General features: G+C 62.2%; 16 protein-coding genes, 1 tRNA gene and 2 pseudogenes. 6 read left to right on the forward strand and 13 right to left on the reverse strand.

The features are described from left to right. Window positions 1-280: 280 nt before the first annotated feature. The gene (locus NKI73_RS17250) at window positions 281-799 is read right to left on the reverse strand and encodes a disulfide bond formation protein B (RefSeq protein WP_352631695.1); all 519 of its coding nucleotides are present in this window, start codon (window positions 797-799) and stop codon (window positions 281-283) included. Between the two features lie 35 nt (window positions 800-834). Then, window positions 835-1,422 carry a YqaA family protein gene (locus tag NKI73_RS17255; protein WP_352631697.1) on the reverse strand — a complete coding sequence of 196 codons (588 nt, stop codon included), beginning with the start codon at window positions 1,420-1,422 and terminating at the stop codon, window positions 835-837. Window positions 1,423-1,645: 223 nt separating this feature from the next. On the opposite strand from NKI73_RS17255, the gene NKI73_RS17260 reads away from it, so the two are divergent. Further along, a tRNA-Leu gene (locus tag NKI73_RS17260) sits at window positions 1,646-1,730 on the forward strand. A gap of 50 nt (window positions 1,731-1,780) precedes the next feature. Here NKI73_RS17260 and NKI73_RS17265 read toward each other — a convergent pair. From NKI73_RS17265 to NKI73_RS17275, 3 genes are all read right to left on the reverse strand, one after another. Beyond that, window positions 1,781-3,130: a coiled-coil domain-containing protein gene (locus NKI73_RS17265; RefSeq protein WP_352631699.1), complete on the reverse strand. Its 1,350-nt coding sequence runs from the start codon at window positions 3,128-3,130 to the stop codon at window positions 1,781-1,783. Window positions 3,131-3,355: 225 nt separating this feature from the next. Continuing rightward, on the reverse strand, window positions 3,356-4,636 hold the full coding sequence (locus NKI73_RS17270) for a GNAT family N-acetyltransferase (RefSeq protein ID WP_352631701.1): 1,281 nt from the start codon (window positions 4,634-4,636) through the stop codon (window positions 3,356-3,358). Beyond that, window positions 4,636-6,036, reverse strand: a complete 1,401-nt coding sequence (locus NKI73_RS17275) for a lipopolysaccharide biosynthesis protein (RefSeq protein WP_352631703.1) — start codon at window positions 6,034-6,036, stop codon at window positions 4,636-4,638. The genes NKI73_RS17270 and NKI73_RS17275 overlap by 1 nt, the downstream gene beginning before the upstream one ends. A 264-nt stretch (window positions 6,037-6,300) precedes the next feature. Between NKI73_RS17275 and NKI73_RS17280 the strand changes: the two are divergent. Continuing rightward, a pseudogene (locus NKI73_RS17280) lies at window positions 6,301-6,763 on the forward strand (IS1595 family transposase); the annotation flags it as partial. A 38-nt stretch (window positions 6,764-6,801) separates the two neighbouring features. On the opposite strand, the gene NKI73_RS17285 reads toward NKI73_RS17280, so the two are convergent. The 6 genes and pseudogenes from NKI73_RS17285 to secA all read right to left on the reverse strand — a co-directional run bounded on the left by NKI73_RS17285 (window position 6,802) and on the right by secA (window position 12,895). After that, window positions 6,802-7,263, reverse strand: a complete 462-nt coding sequence (locus NKI73_RS17285; protein WP_352631705.1) for a hypothetical protein — start codon at window positions 7,261-7,263, stop codon at window positions 6,802-6,804. Window positions 7,264-7,294: 31 nt separating this feature from the next. Next, on the reverse strand, window positions 7,295-8,230 hold the full coding sequence (locus tag NKI73_RS17290) for a hypothetical protein (protein WP_352631706.1): 936 nt from the start codon (window positions 8,228-8,230) through the stop codon (window positions 7,295-7,297). A 188-nt stretch (window positions 8,231-8,418) separates the two neighbouring features. After that, window positions 8,419-9,192, reverse strand: a complete 774-nt coding sequence (locus NKI73_RS17295) for a DUF1828 domain-containing protein (protein ID WP_352631708.1) — start codon at window positions 9,190-9,192, stop codon at window positions 8,419-8,421. Beyond that, window positions 9,189-9,683, reverse strand: a complete 495-nt coding sequence (locus NKI73_RS17300; RefSeq protein ID WP_352631710.1) for a hypothetical protein — start codon at window positions 9,681-9,683, stop codon at window positions 9,189-9,191. Before NKI73_RS17300 ends, NKI73_RS17295 begins: the two co-directional genes overlap by 4 nt. Before the next feature lie 185 nt (window positions 9,684-9,868). Then, window positions 9,869-10,013: pseudogene (locus NKI73_RS33670) on the reverse strand (IS1595 family transposase); the annotation flags it as partial. A 149-nt stretch (window positions 10,014-10,162) separates the two neighbouring features. Further along, the gene (gene secA, locus NKI73_RS17305; RefSeq protein ID WP_352631712.1) at window positions 10,163-12,895 is read right to left on the reverse strand and encodes a preprotein translocase subunit SecA; all 2,733 of its coding nucleotides are present in this window, start codon (window positions 12,893-12,895) and stop codon (window positions 10,163-10,165) included. 247 nt (window positions 12,896-13,142) lie between these two features. Between secA and NKI73_RS17310 the strand changes: the two genes are divergently transcribed. Beyond that, window positions 13,143-14,060 carry a peptidylprolyl isomerase gene (locus tag NKI73_RS17310; RefSeq protein WP_352631714.1) on the forward strand — a complete coding sequence of 306 codons (918 nt, stop codon included), beginning with the start codon at window positions 13,143-13,145 and terminating at the stop codon, window positions 14,058-14,060. A 54-nt stretch (window positions 14,061-14,114) separates the two neighbouring features. Here NKI73_RS17310 and NKI73_RS17315 read toward each other — a convergent pair whose 3' ends face one another. After that, window positions 14,115-14,714: a TetR/AcrR family transcriptional regulator gene (locus NKI73_RS17315; protein WP_352631715.1), complete on the reverse strand. Its 600-nt coding sequence runs from the start codon at window positions 14,712-14,714 to the stop codon at window positions 14,115-14,117. A 316-nt stretch (window positions 14,715-15,030) separates the two neighbouring features. Beyond that, window positions 15,031-16,314 carry a caspase family protein gene (locus tag NKI73_RS17320; RefSeq protein ID WP_352631716.1) on the reverse strand — a complete coding sequence of 428 codons (1,284 nt, stop codon included), beginning with the start codon at window positions 16,312-16,314 and terminating at the stop codon, window positions 15,031-15,033. Window positions 16,315-16,429: 115 nt separating this feature from the next. Between NKI73_RS17320 and argJ the strand changes: the two genes are divergently transcribed. From argJ to NKI73_RS17335, 3 genes are read left to right on the forward strand one after another with little or no spacing between them, the layout of a single operon-like run. Further along, window positions 16,430-17,671 (forward strand): bifunctional glutamate N-acetyltransferase/amino-acid acetyltransferase ArgJ, encoded by a 1,242-nt coding sequence (gene argJ, locus NKI73_RS17325; protein ID WP_352631718.1) that lies wholly within the window; start codon window positions 16,430-16,432, stop codon window positions 17,669-17,671. A gap of 29 nt (window positions 17,672-17,700) precedes the next feature. Continuing rightward, window positions 17,701-18,453 (forward strand): GNAT family N-acetyltransferase, encoded by a 753-nt coding sequence (locus NKI73_RS17330; protein ID WP_352631720.1) that lies wholly within the window; start codon window positions 17,701-17,703, stop codon window positions 18,451-18,453. Between the two features lie 8 nt (window positions 18,454-18,461). Beyond that, window positions 18,462-18,884, forward strand: coding sequence for a (deoxy)nucleoside triphosphate pyrophosphohydrolase (locus NKI73_RS17335; protein ID WP_352631722.1), 423 nt, complete (start codon window positions 18,462-18,464; stop codon window positions 18,882-18,884). Window positions 18,885-18,891 lie beyond the last annotated feature (7 nt).

An 18,891-nucleotide genomic window follows, 5' to 3' on the forward strand; every position in this document is an offset into this window, starting at 1 on the left:
CAAAAGCACGCGATGCGCGCAACGAGTTCGCAATTGCAACTTGACACCCCAGATAGTCGCTCTCCCCCCTCCGGAGGGAGAGGAAGGGAGCCTACTGGAAGAGCGCTGGCTACAATAGGCTCGCGCCCTTCCTCTACCCCGTCGATCGGGGGAGAGGTGGCTCGGCGAAGCCGAGACGGAGTGGGGGGTCGATCTGGCTCGGACGTCGAACGCCGCGCCATCCGACTCAGCCTGGCGAATTTTTGCTCGAACTCTGCGTTGCGCCAGTTATCGAATTGACTCAGTCGCGCGTGAAAGCACCGCGGAAGGCGACGGCGGCGAGGACAAGGCTGGCGATGGCGTTCCAGCCGGCCAGCGACAGGCCAAGGATGCGCAGTGCGGCCTTGTCGCAGGAGGGCGGCACGAATTTGTCGAGCGCGTCGAGCACGCCCTTGCCGCCGGTGTCCACCGGTCCCGCACCTGCGGTGCAATCGGTCGGGCCGGCCCACCACTGCCATTCGACGCCGGAGTGGTAGACGCCGAGATAAAGGCCGTAGAGCATCAGCAGGCCGCCGACGGCCAGCAAGCCGCGCGTCAGCCATGCCGGCGCGTGAAGCATCGATGCAATCGCCGCCAGCACCATCAGCGGCACGCCGATGTAGTAGGGCGTGCGCTGCTCGAGGCAGAGGTGGCAAGGGATGTAGCCGCCCAGATACTGGAAGCCGAGTGCCGAGCCGACGGTGGCGCCCATGGCGACGGCGAGGAACAAGGCCGTGCGTGTCCGCTGGCGTCCGGGATCGGCATTCATCGTCGCGGTCATTTCAATCGGCTCCGTCCGGCTCGCAATGGCTGTGTTCAGAGGGCGTATTTGACTGTTATATAGAGCAAAATCAGGGCAGCCGCGGCCGCGCCCGCGATCAGGCCAAGGCGCTTTTCGATGAACTCGCGGATCGGCTCGCCATAGCGGCGCAAAAGCCAGGCCAGCAGCAGGAAACGGCCGCCGCGTGCCACGATGGCCAGCACGATGAACAGCAGCAGATTGACGCCGATGACGCCCGACAGGATCGTCACCACCTTGATCGGCGGCAGATGGGCGGCGCCAGAGGTGACCAGCATCAGGACGATGAAGCCGACGCCCGCGCCTGCGCGCAGCGTCTCGAACTCGTCGTACTTGCCGTAGAATTCGAGGATCGGCCTCGCCACCGCGTCATAGGCGTAATGGCCGATAAACCAGCCGGCGATGCCGCCCAGCACCGAGGCGACGGTGGCGATCAGCGCGTAGCGGTAGGCGCGATCCGGCCGCGACAGCGCCATCGGCAGATAGAGCACGTCGGCCGGCACCAGGAACACCGAGCTTTCGACGAAGGCAATGAAGGCCAGCCACCATTCGGCGGATTTGCGGGCCGCCAGCGACAAGGTCCAGTCGTAAAGTCCGCGAAGCATCGGCACTCCTAACGCATGTCGCCCCAAAGGTGCGCGGCGATCTTCTCAGACATGCCGCTTTGACGCGCCGCCTGTCTAGAAAGATTTTCCGCACTGCACAATGGCAGCCCTGTCACGAAATCGAAAGGCGCAGTTTGGTCGCATCCGGCACCGGAGAAATTGGCCAGTTGACGAACGGGCCTCCAACCGTATAGTCCCGCGCCATCCAGGCCGCCCGGCCTGAGCCCCTATGGCGGAATTGGTAGACGCGCTCGACTCAAAATCGAGTTCCGCAAGGAGTGCTGGTTCGATCCCGGCTAGGGGCACCAATTCCTTTTGAAGAACCGGCGTTGCAATCCGAAAAATTGACCTTCCGCTATCAAGACGCTTTGCGCGCTCCGGCGGGATCGCCGTCATTGGCCGCGCTAAGCTCGCCGGTCGCCAGCAGGTCCAATCCGTCGAATGCCCGTTCGAGATCGGCACTCACATCCGCTGCCGGTCCGCTGTGCCGGTCCTGGCGCGTCAGCGTTTCCAGCCTGTGTTGAAGCTCACGGTTCTCATCGCGGCAACGGGCATGGGCGAGCTCGTCGGTCATGCCGCGCAAGCGCAGGTCCGCGAGTTGGACCTTCACCGCGGCACAATCTTTGCGTGCCGCATCGCGCTCCTCGCGTAACTTCGCGATCTCGGTTTGCGAAGCGCGGTGCCAATGCTCGGCCGCTTCCCCGGCACCGTCTCCGACATGGCTCGGCGGTGCGCGCACCACGGCCTGATCGACAAGCAGAGCCGTGGTCCGGCGCTGGAGCGAGCGCAATTCTCTCTCGAGTCCCGCGGCCCGCTCTTGCGCGGCGGCGGCGCAATCGTTGAGAACGCCGCGCTCATGCTCGGCCGTGGACAGCCGCGCTTGCAGGTCTTGCTGAACCGCCAACTGCCGCGACAGTTTGCCGGTCAGTTGCTCGTTGAGGAACTGGTAATCCGCGACCTTGGCATGAAGCAGCATGGCTGCCTGTTCCAGGCTGGCAAGCCGCGATGCAACGTCCTCACGCGCCCGCTCGGCGGCTTGCCTGGCCATGATCTCATCGGCAAGCTGCTCCGAGATCCGCGCCAGGTTGTGTCCCAGGCGCTCGACCTCGACATTCGCCTTGAGGAACCGCGCTTCGCGCTGGTCGGCGTGCCTGTCGGCCTCCACAATGGCCTGCCGGGTCCTGTCGAGTTCGACCTTCAGGTCGGCGATGGTCGCGCTCGCGATCGACAGCTCGCGCGATTTTCGCTCAAGTTCTTTCGACGCGCGATCATGCAGATGTTCGAGCCTGGCCGTCGCCTCTTGCAATTCCCATGTCTCGGTATCGAGCGCGTCGGCATGGCGCGTTTGCGCATCGAGCCTGACCAGATAGTCCTGCAAGGAGGACCATGCCTGACGCGACAATTCCAGCCCTTCCGCCACGCCTTTCAAATGGGCGGCCAAATCGTCACCGGAACACAGCATCGACTGATGGCTGGACAAGGGGGAGGAAAGGCGCCTGCCTTGGCCTGTCTGAATTGAAGCGGGAGAAGCAGCCAGCGGGTCCGACTGGGCCAATCTGTTGGGCTTCTCTTCGAAGGAAGGCGAAGCCGTGCCGGCTTGGATGCTTCGGATCAGCTCCTCCAGCGCGTCATCGTCGCCTCTTCGGACAACGGCATTGGCCTCTGCACTGATGTGCCGGGCGCCGTTGGCCTCATGATTCAGCGACATTTTTCTCTCATCGCTACCGAATCACTAAAGTATCGCGGATCAAGAACAAGATTGCGAGTAGATTTTATTGCTGAAAAGTGCTGTCGAAAAATCTCGTTTTTTTATGAACAGACGTCAATATTGGCATCGACTGGTGGGGAATCGAAGTAAGTTCTCGGCCACCTCTGTCAATTATCCAGGGCTTGCGGCGAAATATGCCGTTCTCTCGGACCGCGCCTGGCTGCCTTACCGCCGTCCCAGCAGGCTCTTCATGCGGTTGCGCAGCAGGCGGGCCATGTTGCGGGTTTCGCGGTAGAGGTGCAGCTGCGAGGCGGCCTGGCGGGTCAGGCGGTCGGCGTCCGGCGTCAGGCCGATCACCAGCGTGCCCATTGGCTTGCGCTCGGCCCACAGCCGGCTCATCACCGGGTGGTCGGGCACCGCGCAGGAATCGGTCATCATGATGTTGGGATCGTCGAGATGCTGCCTGGTCACCTCGATCATCAGCAGCGTGCCCGGCGAATAGCTGGCCAGCGTCTCGTCATAGGCCGTCTTCCAGGTGTAGGCGACGCCGATTTCGACGAAGACGATCAGGCAGGCGATGGTGCGGCCGTCGAGCGTCAGCGAATGGATGCGGCACATGTCCTGTTCGGCCAGCCGGTGCACCGCCTCGCGGGCGAAGGCGGCGCGGTAGCGGTCGATCGCCATGGCGGTGCGTTCGCGGCCCTTCCAGCCCGCCGCTTCCAGGGTCAGGAAGCTTTCGATGGCGTGGCGGATGTCCTCGGGCCCGCGCGCCACGACATGCTCGAGCTTGCCGAGGTCGCCAAGGCGCCGCTTCAGGCGGCGGAACTCGCGATAATGGTGCGAACGCAGCGAAGCCTTCAGATACTCGTCGCCATCGGTTTCGCTCTCCAGCGCCGGACGCTGGGTCTGGCCGGTGGTGACCAGCATCAGGCCGCGCGTCTCGGCCACGGTGGCAAACAGGCTCGCCACCGGGCCGTCGAGCCGGATATCGGGCAGGACGAACACTTTCGGCAGCTTGAGGTGTGGACGCGACAGCATCGAGAAGAAATCCTCGACGACGCCGACCGGATCGTCGCGATCGACCAGCGGGGTGCCGAGCGGACCGAACGGGCTCGACCATGTGCGCATGACCGGCACGCCGAGCGGCACCACCGGCCGTTCGACCGAGATCGGCACAAGAAGGCGCAGCCGGTTGCGGTATTCGTCGCCGTCGCGGATGACCGCCAGCCGCACTTCGCGATCCTCCAGCCGCGGCATGGCCGGCGCCAGGAAACGCGGGTTGAAGAAGACGTTGGGCTCGACCGCGCGGGCGCAGAGGTAATCCAGCTCCTCGACCAGGTCGAAGCCGGCCGATGCCGGGTAGATGGCGAGTTTGCGCTCGGGCCGGTTGTTGGCGAGGATTTCAATGTGGGCAGGGTCGGGGTCGCGGGCCAGTCCGGCAAGGCCGGACACCATAGCGCCGGCGCTGCCGCCGCTGGTTTCCTCAAGCAACGGGATGGCGGCCATCACGCGGCTCCTTTCGCAGGCACGAAGATGAGCATGACGATGCCGAGCTTGCGCCACACCGTGAACGACAGCGCGCTGGCTTCGAAGATCATGGCAAAGGCGGTGGCCATGGCCGCGCCCCACAGGCCGAACATCGGGATCAGCACCACGTTGAGGGCGATGTTGAAGGCCAGCGTCATGGCATAGACGGCGGCGCAGATGTTCTGGTTGCCGCTCATCGTCAGCAGGCTTTCGCAAGGACCGACGGCGGCGCGCGCCACGACGCCGAAGACGAGCAGGAACAGCAAGGGATAGCCGCTGCTGAATTCAGGGCCGAACAGCACCAGCATCGGTTCGCCCAGCGCCAGCACCAGCAGCGCCATCAACAGCGACGGCCAGAACGTCCATGACACTGTCTCGCGGGCAAAGGCGGCGAGCCTTTGCGGGTCGCCATGAGTGAACTGCGCATAGCGCTGGGCAACGCCGGCCTTGACGGCGAAATAAACGAAATGCACCAGCGCCAGCGTCTTCACCGTGGCGAAATAGACGGCGACGTCGTTGGGATCCATATAGGCGCCGACCATCAGCACATCGGCATTGGTGAGCAGGAAGAAGAAGCTTTCGACCAGGAAGATCGGCAGCGACACGATGAACCATTGTGCGAAATGCACCTTCATCGGCCCGGCCGGGATCTGCCGTTCCATGCGCTGGGTGACGCCGATCAGCTGGCCAAGCGTGGTGGCGTAGGTGGCGGCGATCGAGGCGAAGATGGCGGTCTTTGCGTCAGGGGCGTAGCCCGCCAGCAGCATCAGCGCCATGAACAGCAGGATCAGGATGGGCCGCACCAGATAGGTCGGCGACAGGGCAAACAGCGCCCAGCTGTTGGCGCGTGCCAGTCCCGACAGAAGGTCGGACATGGCGATCATCGGCAGGCAGATGACGCCGAGGATGAACGGGATCACATAGTAGTTTTCGATCCAGGGTGCCGCCAGCCAGACGCCGAGCGCGCCGAGCCCGGCGATGAGCGTGGAGGCGATCAGCACGAACAGGCGGCTGGCCAGCACGATGCCGCGCAGTTCGTCCATCAGGCCGCGCTCGCGGTATTCGGGAATGAAGCGGATAACCGAGGTGTGGAAGCCGAGGCAGGCGAGGTTGCCGACGATGACCATCGTCACCCAGACGAGGACGAAGATGCCGTATTCGAACGAGCCCATCCAGCGCGCCATCAGCACCTGGCTGATGAAGGCGATGACGGCGCTGACGATGCGGATGGAGAAGGCGATGACCGACATGCGGCCGGCCTCGCCGCGCTCGTCGGCGGTGAACAGCACGGCGTCGATGCGGCCAAGCAACGGCTCCATGCGCAGCGCCAAACGCTGCGGCAGGAACCGCCCGGCTGTCGTGGCCGCGGAAAAGCGCACCCCGATTTCTCTCCGTTTTCCGCTTCTTTTCAGGCTTTGGTGTAGCGGAGACACATTAAGAAACGGTTGGGTGAGGAGTGGTCCGCGCAGCGGACGAAAAGCCAACGATTTGGCTTTTCGAGCGACGAACGCCCGGAGCCATAGCGGAGGGCCGGCAGGGGCGGTGCGCGGCACGAGCATTCGTTATGGCGGTGGCATCGCCATCACGATCCGCAGTCGTGCGCGCTGAGTACAAAGCCGCGCTTGAAGCGCAAGATGAAGCCGAAGCGCACCGTTATCGGCCTTGTTAAGCGTGGAGGCAAAGCCAGCCTGGTTCACGTCCAGCACGCCATCAAGGCAGTTGTGCGCGATATCCTGGTGCGCAATGCCGACCGCAATTCGACGCTCTACACGGACCAATCCAAGCTCTACACGGTGATCGGCGAGGAATACGCCTCGCACAAGACGACCAATCATTCCGCTGGCGAATACGTCCGCTATGAGGACGGCGTGTCGATCCATTCGAACACGATTGAAAACGTGTTCTCAGTCTTCAAGCGCGGCATGGTCGGCGTCTATCAGCATTGCGGCGAAGCCCATCTTCACCGCTACTTGTCGGAATTCGATTTCCGCTAGTCGCCGCACCGCTCTTGGCGTCACCGACACCGAGCGCCACGACCAGTTGCTCGCGATGATCGAAGGCAAGCGCCTTACCTATCGGCGGATTGGTGAAACCGGTCTCGCCTAAGCAGAAGGCGCGAAAGCTGATGCGTATGCGACGAAAGCCTAACTATCGTCCTTGATGCCAGCTTCCGAGCGGCGACGGTCGATTTCGGCATCAACGCGCTTCCGCTGTACATCCATGAGCATTTTAGGCATCCCCAGCGTGAGTATGAACGCCGTCACTCCTAATGCTAAATGAATATGGGCAATGATGGACTTTGTGTCGCTAGATACTACGGCTTCAGGCGCCTTGCTGAGAAGCGTTCCGACAAAAATTACGCCTATTGTCAATAGATATAGCACGAACAACCAAGTATGGCGTATTAGTCTATCCTCTATCGCCTGCCTGTGACCTTCCGCTGACTTCCAAGAACCGGACGGCAATAGCGATGGGTCGCCCAAGACTGTTATCACCGCAACCAAAAATCCCGCGAGTACAGTATATACAGTTACAAAAATTCCTATCGCGGCCTCATTGTCTACGACATACTCTCCCCAATGGCGAGACACCAAAAATCCGGCCAAGAAAGCGAACCCAATAAATAGAGCTCGCATCTTATTGCGTCACTATGCCAGACGCTTGCAAGTCGCTTTCGAACTTGCGAAGCGCTTTCCAAGCGCTGTCCCGCAATACCGATTTTCCGTGACGCTCGATCGTCACCTTTTGACGGATGAAGACCTCTTTCTGGCTTATCCTCTGGTTGTCACCAGTGACGATTACATAATCGTCGTCCTCGTCCTCGATAACGTCGCGGGCGACGCTATCCATTAGTTTCCTACCGACCACGCGCCCTTCCTTCCTCCGGGTGTCAAAAGAGAGCGACAGGGATACGTTCACATTCTCTAGATCCATAGGAACGCCATTTCCGAATAGCGCTTTCAAATGCTTGAATGCTGCTCCCATAGCACCTGCCGTATCGCCCTTCCGGTCGACGTAATTTATACTGGCTTCATAAAGCGTAGTGCGCATTTCGACCGCCTTTACGCCTTGTGCTTTGATAAGTTTCACTTTGTCGATATTCCCGACATTTTGAAGCTCGAATTGATCGGCCTCGTCATCGATATCGGCTTTCTTGAGAAGCTGGTGGCAGTATGTCGAGAACGAACCGTCTTTGAGCACTGTAGAGCATAGGAATGCGTCATTCCCGCGCACTAGGGCAAAGACATCACCGTCCATGTAATCCCTTTTTGCGGGAGCCGGAGCAGTGCCAACTTCAAATTCTTCTAGATCGTCATCTGCGGCAGGCACCGTGCTCGCATGGTCGCCTGGAGTTCCTGCAACCAAATGAAGTAATAGGCCACCACCCGCATTGCGATTTGCTTTGTTGCCTTTGATTATTTGCCCGTCTGCGCGCGGAAATTTACGCTGGCCAATCTTAGGCAACTTCTTATGTGCCTCACGCAGATAATGTTCTAGCGTCTTCGCTGGGTCGTGGCCGTCGAGCCACATGGCCCGCCTGTATACAACAGTCTTCAGCCGTGTGTTGGCCATGCTAATCCCCCCATTTTAGGAAGAATTAACATGCTCAACGATTGTTTGACAGTGGCTTGCTATCGTCGGGCGATGCTTTTTTCTTAGTCTCTGTTTTGGCTGCCTTGGACGGCGGGGGCGGCGTCTTCAGCATCCGCTTAACGTCTCGTTGAAGCGCTTTTCGTCGGTTTTTGCGTCGGCCTTGTCATTCATGCCGCCTTACCCAGTGCCTCGCGAGCAATACGAGCTATCGCTGCGTCTTCGTCATCCTTGTAAACGGGTACGGTCGCAAGGCGGTTACTTGCCCTGCGGCGTAGTTCATTCGAGATGGCATGGTCATCCTCCAATAGAGCGATAACCGACAAATCTTGCTTCACCTCATGCAGCGCAGCAAAGTGAAGGAAGATCGCGTCGTTCACTCGCGCAGGACTATTCCCAAAAAATATGGCGACGGGCGGGCGACCGCTCACCTCCAAAACCATGTCAGGAGTCACCTCAGAAAGGCGAGAACTGACCGCCTCATTTTCTCTGATCTTGGCACGGTCGCCTACCACGGACCTTATTCGCTCCGCTGCGTCTTCCTTGAATGAGGAGGCGATCTTCTCTTGCGTAAGCAGGAGAAAATCGTTCATTCGGATCATAACGCCGACAAACTCTAGCGCCCTAGCCGGCAATTCCTTTTCAGGAAACGCCACGGTCTTGATCGTCCCGTCTGCCTGATCGAAATGAGCGTCCACTGAGGACAGTAGGCTTTCCAGCCCGCGACGGCGGGTATCGGTCTCAAAATCGACGCCGGCCGCCTCTAGCTGCTGAATCGTAGCGCCGTCGTCCTCAAGCCTGAAAGCACCACCCTCTGTTTGCGTAACGTAGAATGACACGCGGTCACCGTCATCGCGCCTGAATGCCGTAGACACAGCAAGGCCTGCGGGCACCTCGGTGACCGTTATGTCGTTGCAGAACGCGTGGCAGAGTTCGGTCTTCATACCATCCCTTCCGCCTTATCGATCTTGAAGATCGATATTGCGCAATTAAAGGCGGTTTGAGCAGAAAGAGGCTGCTTTAGATGCCTGAATTCTGTTCGGCGATGGAACGAACCCGCCTTAGGCAGGCGAACGCTGCCGAACCGGTTGTGAGCGACATTGACGTTGGCCAAATCGCTGCAACGGGCATGGCAGTGCCACCCAGGTTCGCTGGCATGATACTCATAGTCACAGATGACAAGAGTTTCGCCGCCTTTCGTTACGCCTAGGGTAGCACGGAAAATCCGCTTGGATTCGTTGAACAGCAGAAGAACGCGACAATCTTCGCCGACTGCTTCAAAGGTGAGGATTCGCCACTGATAAAGCGGGCCATACTTATATGCCTTGGCCTTGGCTCGACGTGACGGCCACTTGGAGCGCGGTATCTCACCTCGCTTCCAATCCCCCGTATCAACGGCGGATTTCTCCGCCGCGATGATCCCCCTCAGATTCATGATGATCCTCATAGTGCAAAATCGCTAAGGAATCACCTATACTTTGTCATTGAGGCCGCCCGAAATGCGCTGCTTCAATCTGCCTATGTCGATTGCGATCCAGGCGAGCCGCTAGATCAGATGATCACTGCCATTTTGCAGGCCGCCCTTGCGGCCTCATCTTATTGAGGAGCGTCTCAATCTCATCAGTCGCTTGGCTTGACGCCATCCATAATGGCGTCAACGCGCATCTGGTCCGTAAAGCCGAGCTTAGAGCGGCGATTGTAGCGGAAGTCGAACTGCCAAGTAGCGGTGCAAATGAGCCTCACCGCAATGCTGATAGACGCCAATGCCGGCGCCGCCCCTCATCCGCCTGCCGGCACCCAGCCCTTCGCTATCGCTCAGGGCGTTCGTCGTTCGAAAAGCCAAGCAATTGGCTTTTCGTCCGCTGCGCGGACCACGCCTCACCCCCGTGAACGGGGAGAAGGGAAGCATTCCCCTTAGGCGAACGCCCCATGGCAGTGCTTGTATTTCTTGCCGGAGCCGCAGGGGCAGGCTTCGTTGCGGCCGACCTTGCCCCAGGTAGCCTGGTTGTTGGGGTCGCGGTCTTCGGGAGCGACGACAGCGGTTGTCTCCGGGCGGACCAGGAGGGCGGTCTCGCCGCCTTCGAAATCATTCTCGCCGGTGGTGCCGTCGAGATGCGTGCCGAACATATCGGGTGCCTCGGGCGGCGGCGCGTCGGCGGCCTGGCGGACCAACTCGACGCGCATCAGCTGCGCGGTGACGGCCTGGCGCAGATTGCCCAGCATCGCCTGGAACAGCTCGAACGCCTCGCCCTTGTATTCCTGCAGCGGATCGCGCTGGGCGTAGCCGCGGAAGCCGACGACCGAACGCAGATGGTCGAGATTGACGATGTGCTCGCGCCACAGATGGTCGAGCGTCTGCAGCACCACCGAACGTTCGACATAGTTCATCACCTCGGGGCCGAAGCGCTCGGAGCGCTCCCTGGCGGCGGCGTCGGCGGCCTGCGTGATGCGCTCGCGGATGTCGTCCTCGGCGATGCCCTCTTCCTTGACCCACTCTTCGATCGGCAGGTCGAGGTTGAGGAATTCGGCGGCCTCGGCCTTGAGGCCGGCAACATCCCACTGCTCGGCATAGGCGTTTTCGGGAATGGCCTTGGCGACGATCTCGTCGATGACGCCCTCGCGCATCTCGCCAATGGTTTCGCTCAGGCCTTCGCCGTCCATCAGCTCGATGCGCTGCTCGAACACCACCTTGCGCTGGTCGTTGGAGACGTCGTCATATTTCAACAGGTTCTTGCGGATGTCGAAGTTGCGCGCCTCGACCTTCTTCTGCGCCTTTTCCAGCGCCTTGTTGATCCACGGATGGATGATCGCCTCGTCTTCCTTGAGGCCGAGCTTCTGCAGCATGCCGTCCATGCGCTCGGAGCCGAAGATGCGCATCAGGTCATCCTGCAGCGACAGGAAGAATTTCGAGCGGCCGGGGTCGCCCTGGCGACCGGAGCGGCCGCGCAGCTGGTTGTCGATGCGGCGCGATTCGTGGCGCTCGGTGGCGAGCACATAGAGGCCGCCGGCGGCCAGCGCCTTTTCCTTCAGGCGCTCGACGTCGGCATTGATTTCCTTTTCACGTGCTTCGCGTTCTGGACCGGCCGGCATGTCGCCGAGTTCCTCTTCGATGCGCATCTCGGCGTTACCGCCAAGCTTGATGTCGGTGCCGCGGCCGGCCATGTTGGTGGCGATGGTGATGGCGCCGGGCTTGCCGGCCTGGGCGACGATCGCGGCCTCGCGCTCGTGATGGCGGGCGTTCAGCACCTCGAAGTCCTTGAAGCCTTCCTTGCGCAGGCGCTCGGCCAGCTGCTCGGACTTTTCAATGGAGGTGGTGCCGACCAGCGTCGGCTGCCCCTTGGTGCTGGCTTCGCGGATCTCCCTGACGATCGCCTTGTATTTCTCCTCGACCGTCCGGTAGACCTCGTCGTCCTCGTCGATGCGGACGACCGGCAGATTGGTCGGGATCTCGGTGACGTCGAGGCCGTAGATGTTGCCGAATTCCTCGGCCTCGGTCAGCGCCGTGCCGGTCATGCCGGAAAGCTTCTTGTAGAGGCGGAAGTAGTTCTGGAAGGTGACGGAGGCGAGCGTCTGGTTCTCCGGCTGGATCGCCACATGCTCCTTGGCTTCGAGCGCCTGGTGCAGGCCTTCCGAATAGCGGCGGCCCGGCATCATGCGGCCGGTGAATTCGTCGATGATGACGATCTCGCCGTTGCGCACGATATAGTCCTTGTCCTTCTGGAACAGCCGGTGCGCCTTCAGCGCGTTGTTGACGTGGTGGACGATGGCGACGTTCTCGACGTCGTAGAGCGACTCGCCCTTGAGCAGGTCGGCGTCGCGCAAAAGGTTTTCGAGCTTCTCGGTGCCTTCCTCGGTGAAGATCGAGGTCTTCTGCTTCTCGTCGATTTCATAATCCTGCGGCTGCAGCTGGATGATGAAGGTGTCGATGGTGTTGTACATTTCCGAACGGTCCTCGAGCGGACCGGAAATGATCAGCGGCGTGCGCGCCTCGTCAACCAGGATGGAATCGACTTCGTCGACGATCGCGTAGTTGTGACCGCGCTGCACCATCTGGGCGCGCTCGTATTTCATGTTGTCGCGCAGGTAGTCGAAGCCGAGCTCGTTGTTGGTGGCGTAGGTGACGTCGGATGCGTAAGCGGCGCTGCGCTCCTCGTCGGACAGGCCATGGACGATAACGCCGACCGAGAGGCCGAGGAACTTGTAGACGCGGCCCATCCATTCGGAGTCGCGGGTGGCCAGATAATCGTTGACGGTGACGACGTGAACGCCCTTGCCGGCGAGCGCGTTGAGGTAGACCGGCAGCGTCGCGACCAGGGTCTTGCCTTCGCCGGTGCGCATCTCGGCAATGCCGCCATTGTGCAGCACCATGCCGCCGATCAGCTGGACATCGAAGGGCCGCATGCCGAGCACGCGGCGGGCCGCCTCGCGGACGGTGGCAAAGGCAGGCACCAGAAGGTCGTCGAGCGTGGCGCCGTTGGCGATGTCCTGGCGGAATTTCGCGGTGCGGCCGACCAGCTCCTCATCGGAGAGCGCCCGCATCTCGTTTTCCATGGCGTTGATCGCCTCGACACGGGGCCGGGTCGATTTGACCCGACGGTCGTTGGAGGAACCGAAAACCTTACGGGCGAGACCGCCGAGACTGACCATCCAATGGTCCTTTCGATAGAATTCTCAATCTTGAGATGGGCGCCGGCTGGCCCCATCAATTCCACGTGAACGTGGACAAACACAAAAAGCGCCCGGAAAACGGTTCTGGACGCAAAGTCGTTGGACAGATAAGAGGGGGCTCAACTGATGTCAACGCCGCGCTGGCCCTGCCGGGCGCGCCAAATTCCGCCACAATCTGGCTGATCTGGAAGCCACCCGTCCTTACAATCCCCACCGGAGTCGTCTTATGTCCTTGTTGTTCCGCCGTGCGTCGCTTGCCAGCCTTGGTCTGGCCTTCGGCCTGTCGGCCCTTTCGCTGTCGCCGCTGATGGCACAGCAGACCGCTCCCGCTCCGGCGGGTGCAGCAGCGCCGGCCGCAGCACCGGTCGATCCGAATACGGTGATCGCCACGGTCAACGGCCAGCCCCTGACCGAGGCCGATCTCGTGCTCGCCGAAGGAGAATTGTCGCAGCAGTTCGCACAGCTGCCGCCCGAGCAGCGCCGCGCCGCCGCGCTTTCGGCCGCCATCGAAATCCGCGTCATGGCCGCCCAGGCGGTCACGACAGGGCTCGACAAGAATCCCGACTTCCAGCGCCGCATGGCCTTCCTGCAGCAGCGTGCGCTGCATGGCGAGATGGTCGAGAAGGGCGTTGTCGACAAGGTCACCGACGCCGAGGTTCGCGCCCGCTACGACCAGGAAATCGCCAACACGCCGCCCGCCAACGAGGTGCATGCCCGTCACATCCTCGTGAAGACGAAGGAAGAGGCCGAGGCCATCATCAAGCAGCTCGACGGCGGCGCCGACTTCCAGAAGCTCGCCAACGAGCACACCAGCGATCCCTCAGGCAAGACCAGTGGTGGCGATCTCGGCTGGTTCGGACCTGGCCAGATGGTGCCGGAGTTCGACAAGGCGGCCTTCGCGCTCGAGGTCGGCAAATACACCAAGCAGCCGGTGCAGTCGCAGTTCGGCTGGCATGTCATCAAGCTCGAGGACAAGCGCACCAAGCAGCCGCCGGCCTTCGACGACGTCAAGGACCAGGCCAAGCAGGCGGTCATCCGCGATAAGTATTTCGCGCTGGTCAAGTCGCTGCGCGCCGGCGCCAAGGTCGAGATCCCCGACGCGAACCTGAAGCAGGCGGTCGATACGCTGGAAAGCGCCAAGTAAGCCTGAAAGAATTTTTTGCAAAGGGGCGCGGCAGCCAAGGGTTGCCGCGCCTTTTTACCTTCCGGGCGCCGCTATGCCTCGCATGACGTAACCGACCACCTTGCGGATCGTCGCTTCGTCCTCGTCGAGCCGGTTGGTCAACAGATGCTTCCAGGCGAAGGAGGCGATCAGGTCGGCGACAACAGCCGGATCGATTTCGGCCGGGATTTCGCCCCTTGCCTTGGCGCGTTCGATGATCTGACCGGTGTGGGACCGTCGGCCCAGCGCATAGTCGGCAAGGGCAGCCGCCGCCGTATCATCCGACTGCGCCTCGGCGATCAGCGACCTGAACACGCTGCCCGACGATGTCTCGCGCCAGTGAGCGAACAGGTTTTTCAGGAAGCCGACGAGATCCTCCTCCAGTCGCCCGGTATCGGGAACATCGACGCGTTTCTGGCGCTGGTAGACTTCGAGCAGCAATGCCGCCTTGCTCGGCCACCAGCGATAGATGGTGGGTTTGCCGGCGCGGGCCCGCCGCGCCACCGCCTCGATCGAGAACCCGGCATAGCCGGCCTCGACCAGCACGGCCTCGGCGGCGTCGAGAATGGCATCGGCGCTGTCGGGGTTGCGCCGCGCACCGATCGATCTGCGCGCCGGATCGGCATCCTCGGCCATGTCTGTCGTCCTCGCCACTAGGTTTGCCGGCAGCATAGGTGACCTGGCGTTCAAACGAAACGCCGCGTTTTCAAACTTCTGGACGGCGATGATGGTCGCGCCAGGCAACAAGTCAAGGATAACATATTCCTTTGGAGCCTCTACCAGCACTGGTTGACGAAGCCCCTAACGCAAAAACCCGCCTGTGCGGCGGGTCACTGGCGCAATCAGCACCATGGCCGAAAATCTAGCATAGCTGCCCTCATGGGTCAAGGAAAAAATTCCTATCGGCATAAACGCGACCGGCACAGAACTATTCGACAACGCCGGATGATGCCTACTGCATCGCTTGCGATGTCTCGGACTCGATGCGCCAGCCGCCGTCGGCCTTGACCAGTCCAAGCGTGACGCGTGCCTTGCCGGTCAGGCGAGCCGCCGACTTGTCCTTCGGCACATAGTCGTAGCGCATGGCAAAGATGGCCTCGGAGCGATCCTCGCCATGCGGGGTGACCTCCAGGCTGCCTGATACCAGGCCAAGCGACCAGGAGGACCATTGCGCGAACCAGTCGGTCTTCACCTTGACGATGGCATCGGCGTCGTAGCGCGCGCCGAAAATGGTCGCGGACGGGCCGTAGAGCCGCTTGACGGTCTCGCTCATCGCCTTGGTGTCCGGCGTCAGATAATCCTGGCGGAGGAATTTCTCGATCGATCCCTTGTCGTCGCCCACCGAGCGCTCGAGTACGGCAACTTCCGTCGAGGGCGCCGGCGCGGCGGCCGACTTCCGCGGCTGGGCGGGCTGTCCGTCCGAGACGAATTCGAAGCGTTCGAGCAGCGAGCCCTGCTCCCAGGGGCGCTGGGCTTCGCGGGTTTGCGAAACCACGTCGCGGCGCACCGCGATCATCATGTCGTTGATGCTCTGGCCGGGTTCGGCGATATGCCGCAGCAGGGCCTCGGCGAAGGGCGAGTTGCGCCCGCTTCCGTCCATGGCGACAGCACCGGGTGCCGTCGAGAAGGCAATAAACGAACCGCGTGTCGAATCGAATTGCGCCAGTCCCGCCAGCGCCGTCGCCGAGCGCGTGGTGGCCGTGCGGCTGAGACTGCGGGCAAACGGGTTGTTGCGGCAGGCGTCGAGAAACACCAGGCTGACTTTGGTCTGCTGTTCCATGATGTCGAGCACTTCGTCGATCGGCACCGCCTCGAGCTGCAGCTTTACCGGAACGTCCAACCTGGCGTCGACCGGCACGATGTAGTTGCGCCCGTCGACCTGCAGTCCGTGACCGGCATAGTAGAAAAGCCCGACGCCGGCGCCTTCGAGCGCATCGGAGAACTCGCCGATGCTGCGTTCAAGCTCGCGCTTGCCGAGATCATTGCCCTCGATGACCTCGAAGCCGATGGAGTGCAGCTTGTCGGCGATGTCGAGCGCGTCGTTCACCGGATTGGCCAACGTGCCGGCTTCGGCATAAGTGCCGTTGCCGATGACCAGCGCCACGCGCCGCTGCGGCTGTGCATCCGCGCTCAGCAGCAAAAGTCCCAGAAATGCCCATGCGAGGATCGCAAGCCTGCCCATGGGCAGGATCATAACGCCATCGGCCCCGGCGACGCCAACGGATTTGAAATGCAAGCTTGATCCCAAATGGGGTTCCCGCCCCTGGCAAGAGCGGCGAAAACGCCCTTGCGCCCGCGCGGCGTATCGGGCAAACCGGCCTTCCCTTGCGATTTTCCCGCCCGAGGCCGCCATGTCCACTACGATTTCGCCGCTTGCGCCGAAGAAATACCCCAAGATGCCGGCCATTGAGGGGGTGCGCATCGCCACTGCCGAGGCGGGGATAAAGTACAAGAACCGCACCGACCTTTTGACCATGGTCTTCGATGAAGGCACCGCGGTCGCCGGCGTGTTCACGAAATCGAAGTGCCCCTCGGCGCCGGTCGATTTCTGCCGGCAGAATCTCGGCTCAGGCAAGGCGCGGGTGCTGGTCGTCAATTCCGGCAACGCCAACGCCTTCACCGGCAAGAAGGGCCGCGAATCGACCGCATTGACGGGCGAGGCGGCGGCGAAGGCGGCCGGCTGCCGGGCAGCAGAGGTTTTCCTGGCATCGACCGGCGTCATCGGCGAGCCGCTCGACACCAGCAAATTCAGCCACCTGCTCGCGGGACTGGTCAGCAACGGCAAGCCTGAGCTGTGGACCGAGGCGGCAAAGGCGATCATGACCACGGATACCTATCCGAAAGTGGCGACCGCGACCGTCAAGCTCGGCGATACCGACGTCACCATCAACGGCATCTCCAAGGGCGCCGGCATGATCGCGCCCGACATGGCAACGATGCTCTCCTTCATCGCCACCGACGCGTCGATCGCCGCCCCTGTTTTGCAGGACCTGTTGTCGCGCGGCACGGCCAAGACCTTCAACGCGGTCACCGTCGACAGCGACACCTCGACCAGCGATACGCTGCTGATCTTCGCCACCGGCAAGGCCGCCAAGCGCGGCGCGCCAGCGATCTCTGATGCAAAGGATGCCCGCCTTGGCCCATTCCGGCGGGCGCTCGGCAAGGTGCTGAAATCGCTGGCGCTGCAAGTGGTGCGCGACGGCGAGGGCGCCCGCAAGCAGGTCGAAGTCACCGTCACCGGCGCCAAATCGGCGCGCTCGGCCAAGCGCATCGCGCTGTCGATCGCCAATTCGCCGCTGGTCAAGACCGCGGTCGCCGGCGAGGACGCCAATTGGGGCCGCGTCGTCATGGCCGTCGGCAAGGCCGGCGAGCCCGCCGATCGCGACCGGCTGTCGATCTGGTTCGGCGACAACAGGCTGGCGCATGAAGGCGAGCGCGATCCCTCCTATTCCGAGGCAGCGACGTCGGCCTATATGAAGCGCGACGACATCCGCATCCGTGCCGATATCGGCATCGGCCGCGGCAAGGCGACGGTGTGGACTTGCGATCTCACCAAGGAATATGTCGCCATCAATGGCGATTACCGGAGCTGATGGTTTTGGGCTCCAGGCACCCGGCAAGCATGCTCGCGATCGTGCGTCGCTACGAGGCGGCCGGCTTTCGCGCGTGGCCGGCAGCCGCCGTCCACTATGACGGCACCTGGGTGGTGCGGCTGACCGCCGGCCATCCGGCCAAGCGGCTGAACTCGGTCAATCCGCTCGATCCCGGCGATATCATGCACATTGCCGACCGTATCGGCCGGGCCAGCCGCCGTTTCGATGCCTATGGCAGGCCGCTGACGTTCCGCATGTCGCCGCTGTCGGGTCCCGATCTCGCCAACCATCTCGACCGCGAGGGCTGGAGCCGGTTCGACGAGTCGCTGGTCATGCGGCTGCCGCTGGCCGACGCGCAACTCGATGCCGCCATGGACCAGATTCCGCTGAAGGACATCAGCCGCTTCATCGGCGCGTCGCTCAAGGTCAGCGGTTCGGATGTTTCGCTGCGGCCTGGCCTGTCGGAGATCATCGGTGCCATCCAGCCCGAGGCCGGCCTGTTCGCGCTCGAAGATGGAGCCGAGCCGCTGGCAACGCTTATCTGCGTGCACGACGGCGATCTCGCCGGCCTCTTCGAGGTCGCCACCGACAAGTCGGCGCGCAACAAGGGCCACGGCCGCAACCTGATCCTGTCGGCGCTGAAATGGGCGCGGTTGCGAGGTGCGCGGGAAGCCTGGCTGCAGGTCGAGGCCGGCAACATCCCGGCGCTGGCGCTCTACCATTCGCTGGGCTTCGACGAAGTCTATCGCTACCACTACCGCCGGCCGCCCGGGCATGAGTGAAGTTGGGCATGAGTGATATGACGATCGCCGGCAAGCGCCTGCTCCTGGTCGCCGCCTGTGCGCTGGTCGATGCCGACGGCCGGGTGCTGCTGGCGCAACGGCCCGAGGGCAAGCAACTTGCCGGGCTGTGGGAATTTCCCGGTGGCAAGGTCGAGCCCGGCGAGACGCCCGAACAATGCATCATTCGCGAACTGCACGAGGAAATCGGCATCGAAACCGACATTCCGTGCCTGGCGCCGCTCACCTTCGCCAGCCATTCCTATGACGACTTCCATCTGCTGATGCCGCTGTTCATCTGCCGCCGCTTTCGCGGCATCGCCCACCCAAGGGAAGGGCAGGCGCTGAAATGGGTGCGGCCGAAGCAGATGCGCGACTACCCGATGCCGCCGGCCGACGCGCCGCTGATCCCGTTCCTCATCGATCTTCTTTGAGGGCGCT

Origin of the sequence: Mesorhizobium sp. M0496 (assembly GCF_040321205.1) — a bacterium.
Classification (GTDB): domain Bacteria; phylum Pseudomonadota; class Alphaproteobacteria; order Rhizobiales; family Rhizobiaceae; genus Mesorhizobium.

Coding starts and splice junctions, on each gene's coding strand:
- NKI73_RS17250 (WP_352631695.1), bottom strand. CDS start 799: ATGACCGCGACGATGAATGCCGATCCCGGACGCCAGCGGACACGCACG.
- NKI73_RS17335 (WP_352631722.1), top strand. CDS start 18,462: ATGAGTGATATGACGATCGCCGGCAAGCGCCTGCTCCTGGTCGCCGCC.
- NKI73_RS17300 (WP_352631710.1), bottom strand. CDS start 9,683: ATGAATCTGAGGGGGATCATCGCGGCGGAGAAATCCGCCGTTGATACG.
- NKI73_RS17290 (WP_352631706.1), bottom strand. CDS start 8,230: ATGGCCAACACACGGCTGAAGACTGTTGTATACAGGCGGGCCATGTGG.
- NKI73_RS17315 (WP_352631715.1), bottom strand. CDS start 14,714: ATGGCCGAGGATGCCGATCCGGCGCGCAGATCGATCGGTGCGCGGCGC.
- NKI73_RS17310 (WP_352631714.1), top strand. CDS start 13,143: ATGTCCTTGTTGTTCCGCCGTGCGTCGCTTGCCAGCCTTGGTCTGGCC.
- NKI73_RS17270 (WP_352631701.1), bottom strand. CDS start 4,636: ATGGCCGCCATCCCGTTGCTTGAGGAAACCAGCGGCGGCAGCGCCGGC.
- NKI73_RS17255 (WP_352631697.1), bottom strand. CDS start 1,422: ATGCTTCGCGGACTTTACGACTGGACCTTGTCGCTGGCGGCCCGCAAA.
- NKI73_RS17330 (WP_352631720.1), top strand. CDS start 17,701: ATGCTCGCGATCGTGCGTCGCTACGAGGCGGCCGGCTTTCGCGCGTGG.
- secA (WP_352631712.1), bottom strand. CDS start 12,895: ATGGTCAGTCTCGGCGGTCTCGCCCGTAAGGTTTTCGGTTCCTCCAAC.
- argJ (WP_352631718.1), top strand. CDS start 16,430: ATGTCCACTACGATTTCGCCGCTTGCGCCGAAGAAATACCCCAAGATG.
- NKI73_RS17265 (WP_352631699.1), bottom strand. CDS start 3,130: ATGTCGCTGAATCATGAGGCCAACGGCGCCCGGCACATCAGTGCAGAG.
- NKI73_RS17295 (WP_352631708.1), bottom strand. CDS start 9,192: ATGAAGACCGAACTCTGCCACGCGTTCTGCAACGACATAACGGTCACC.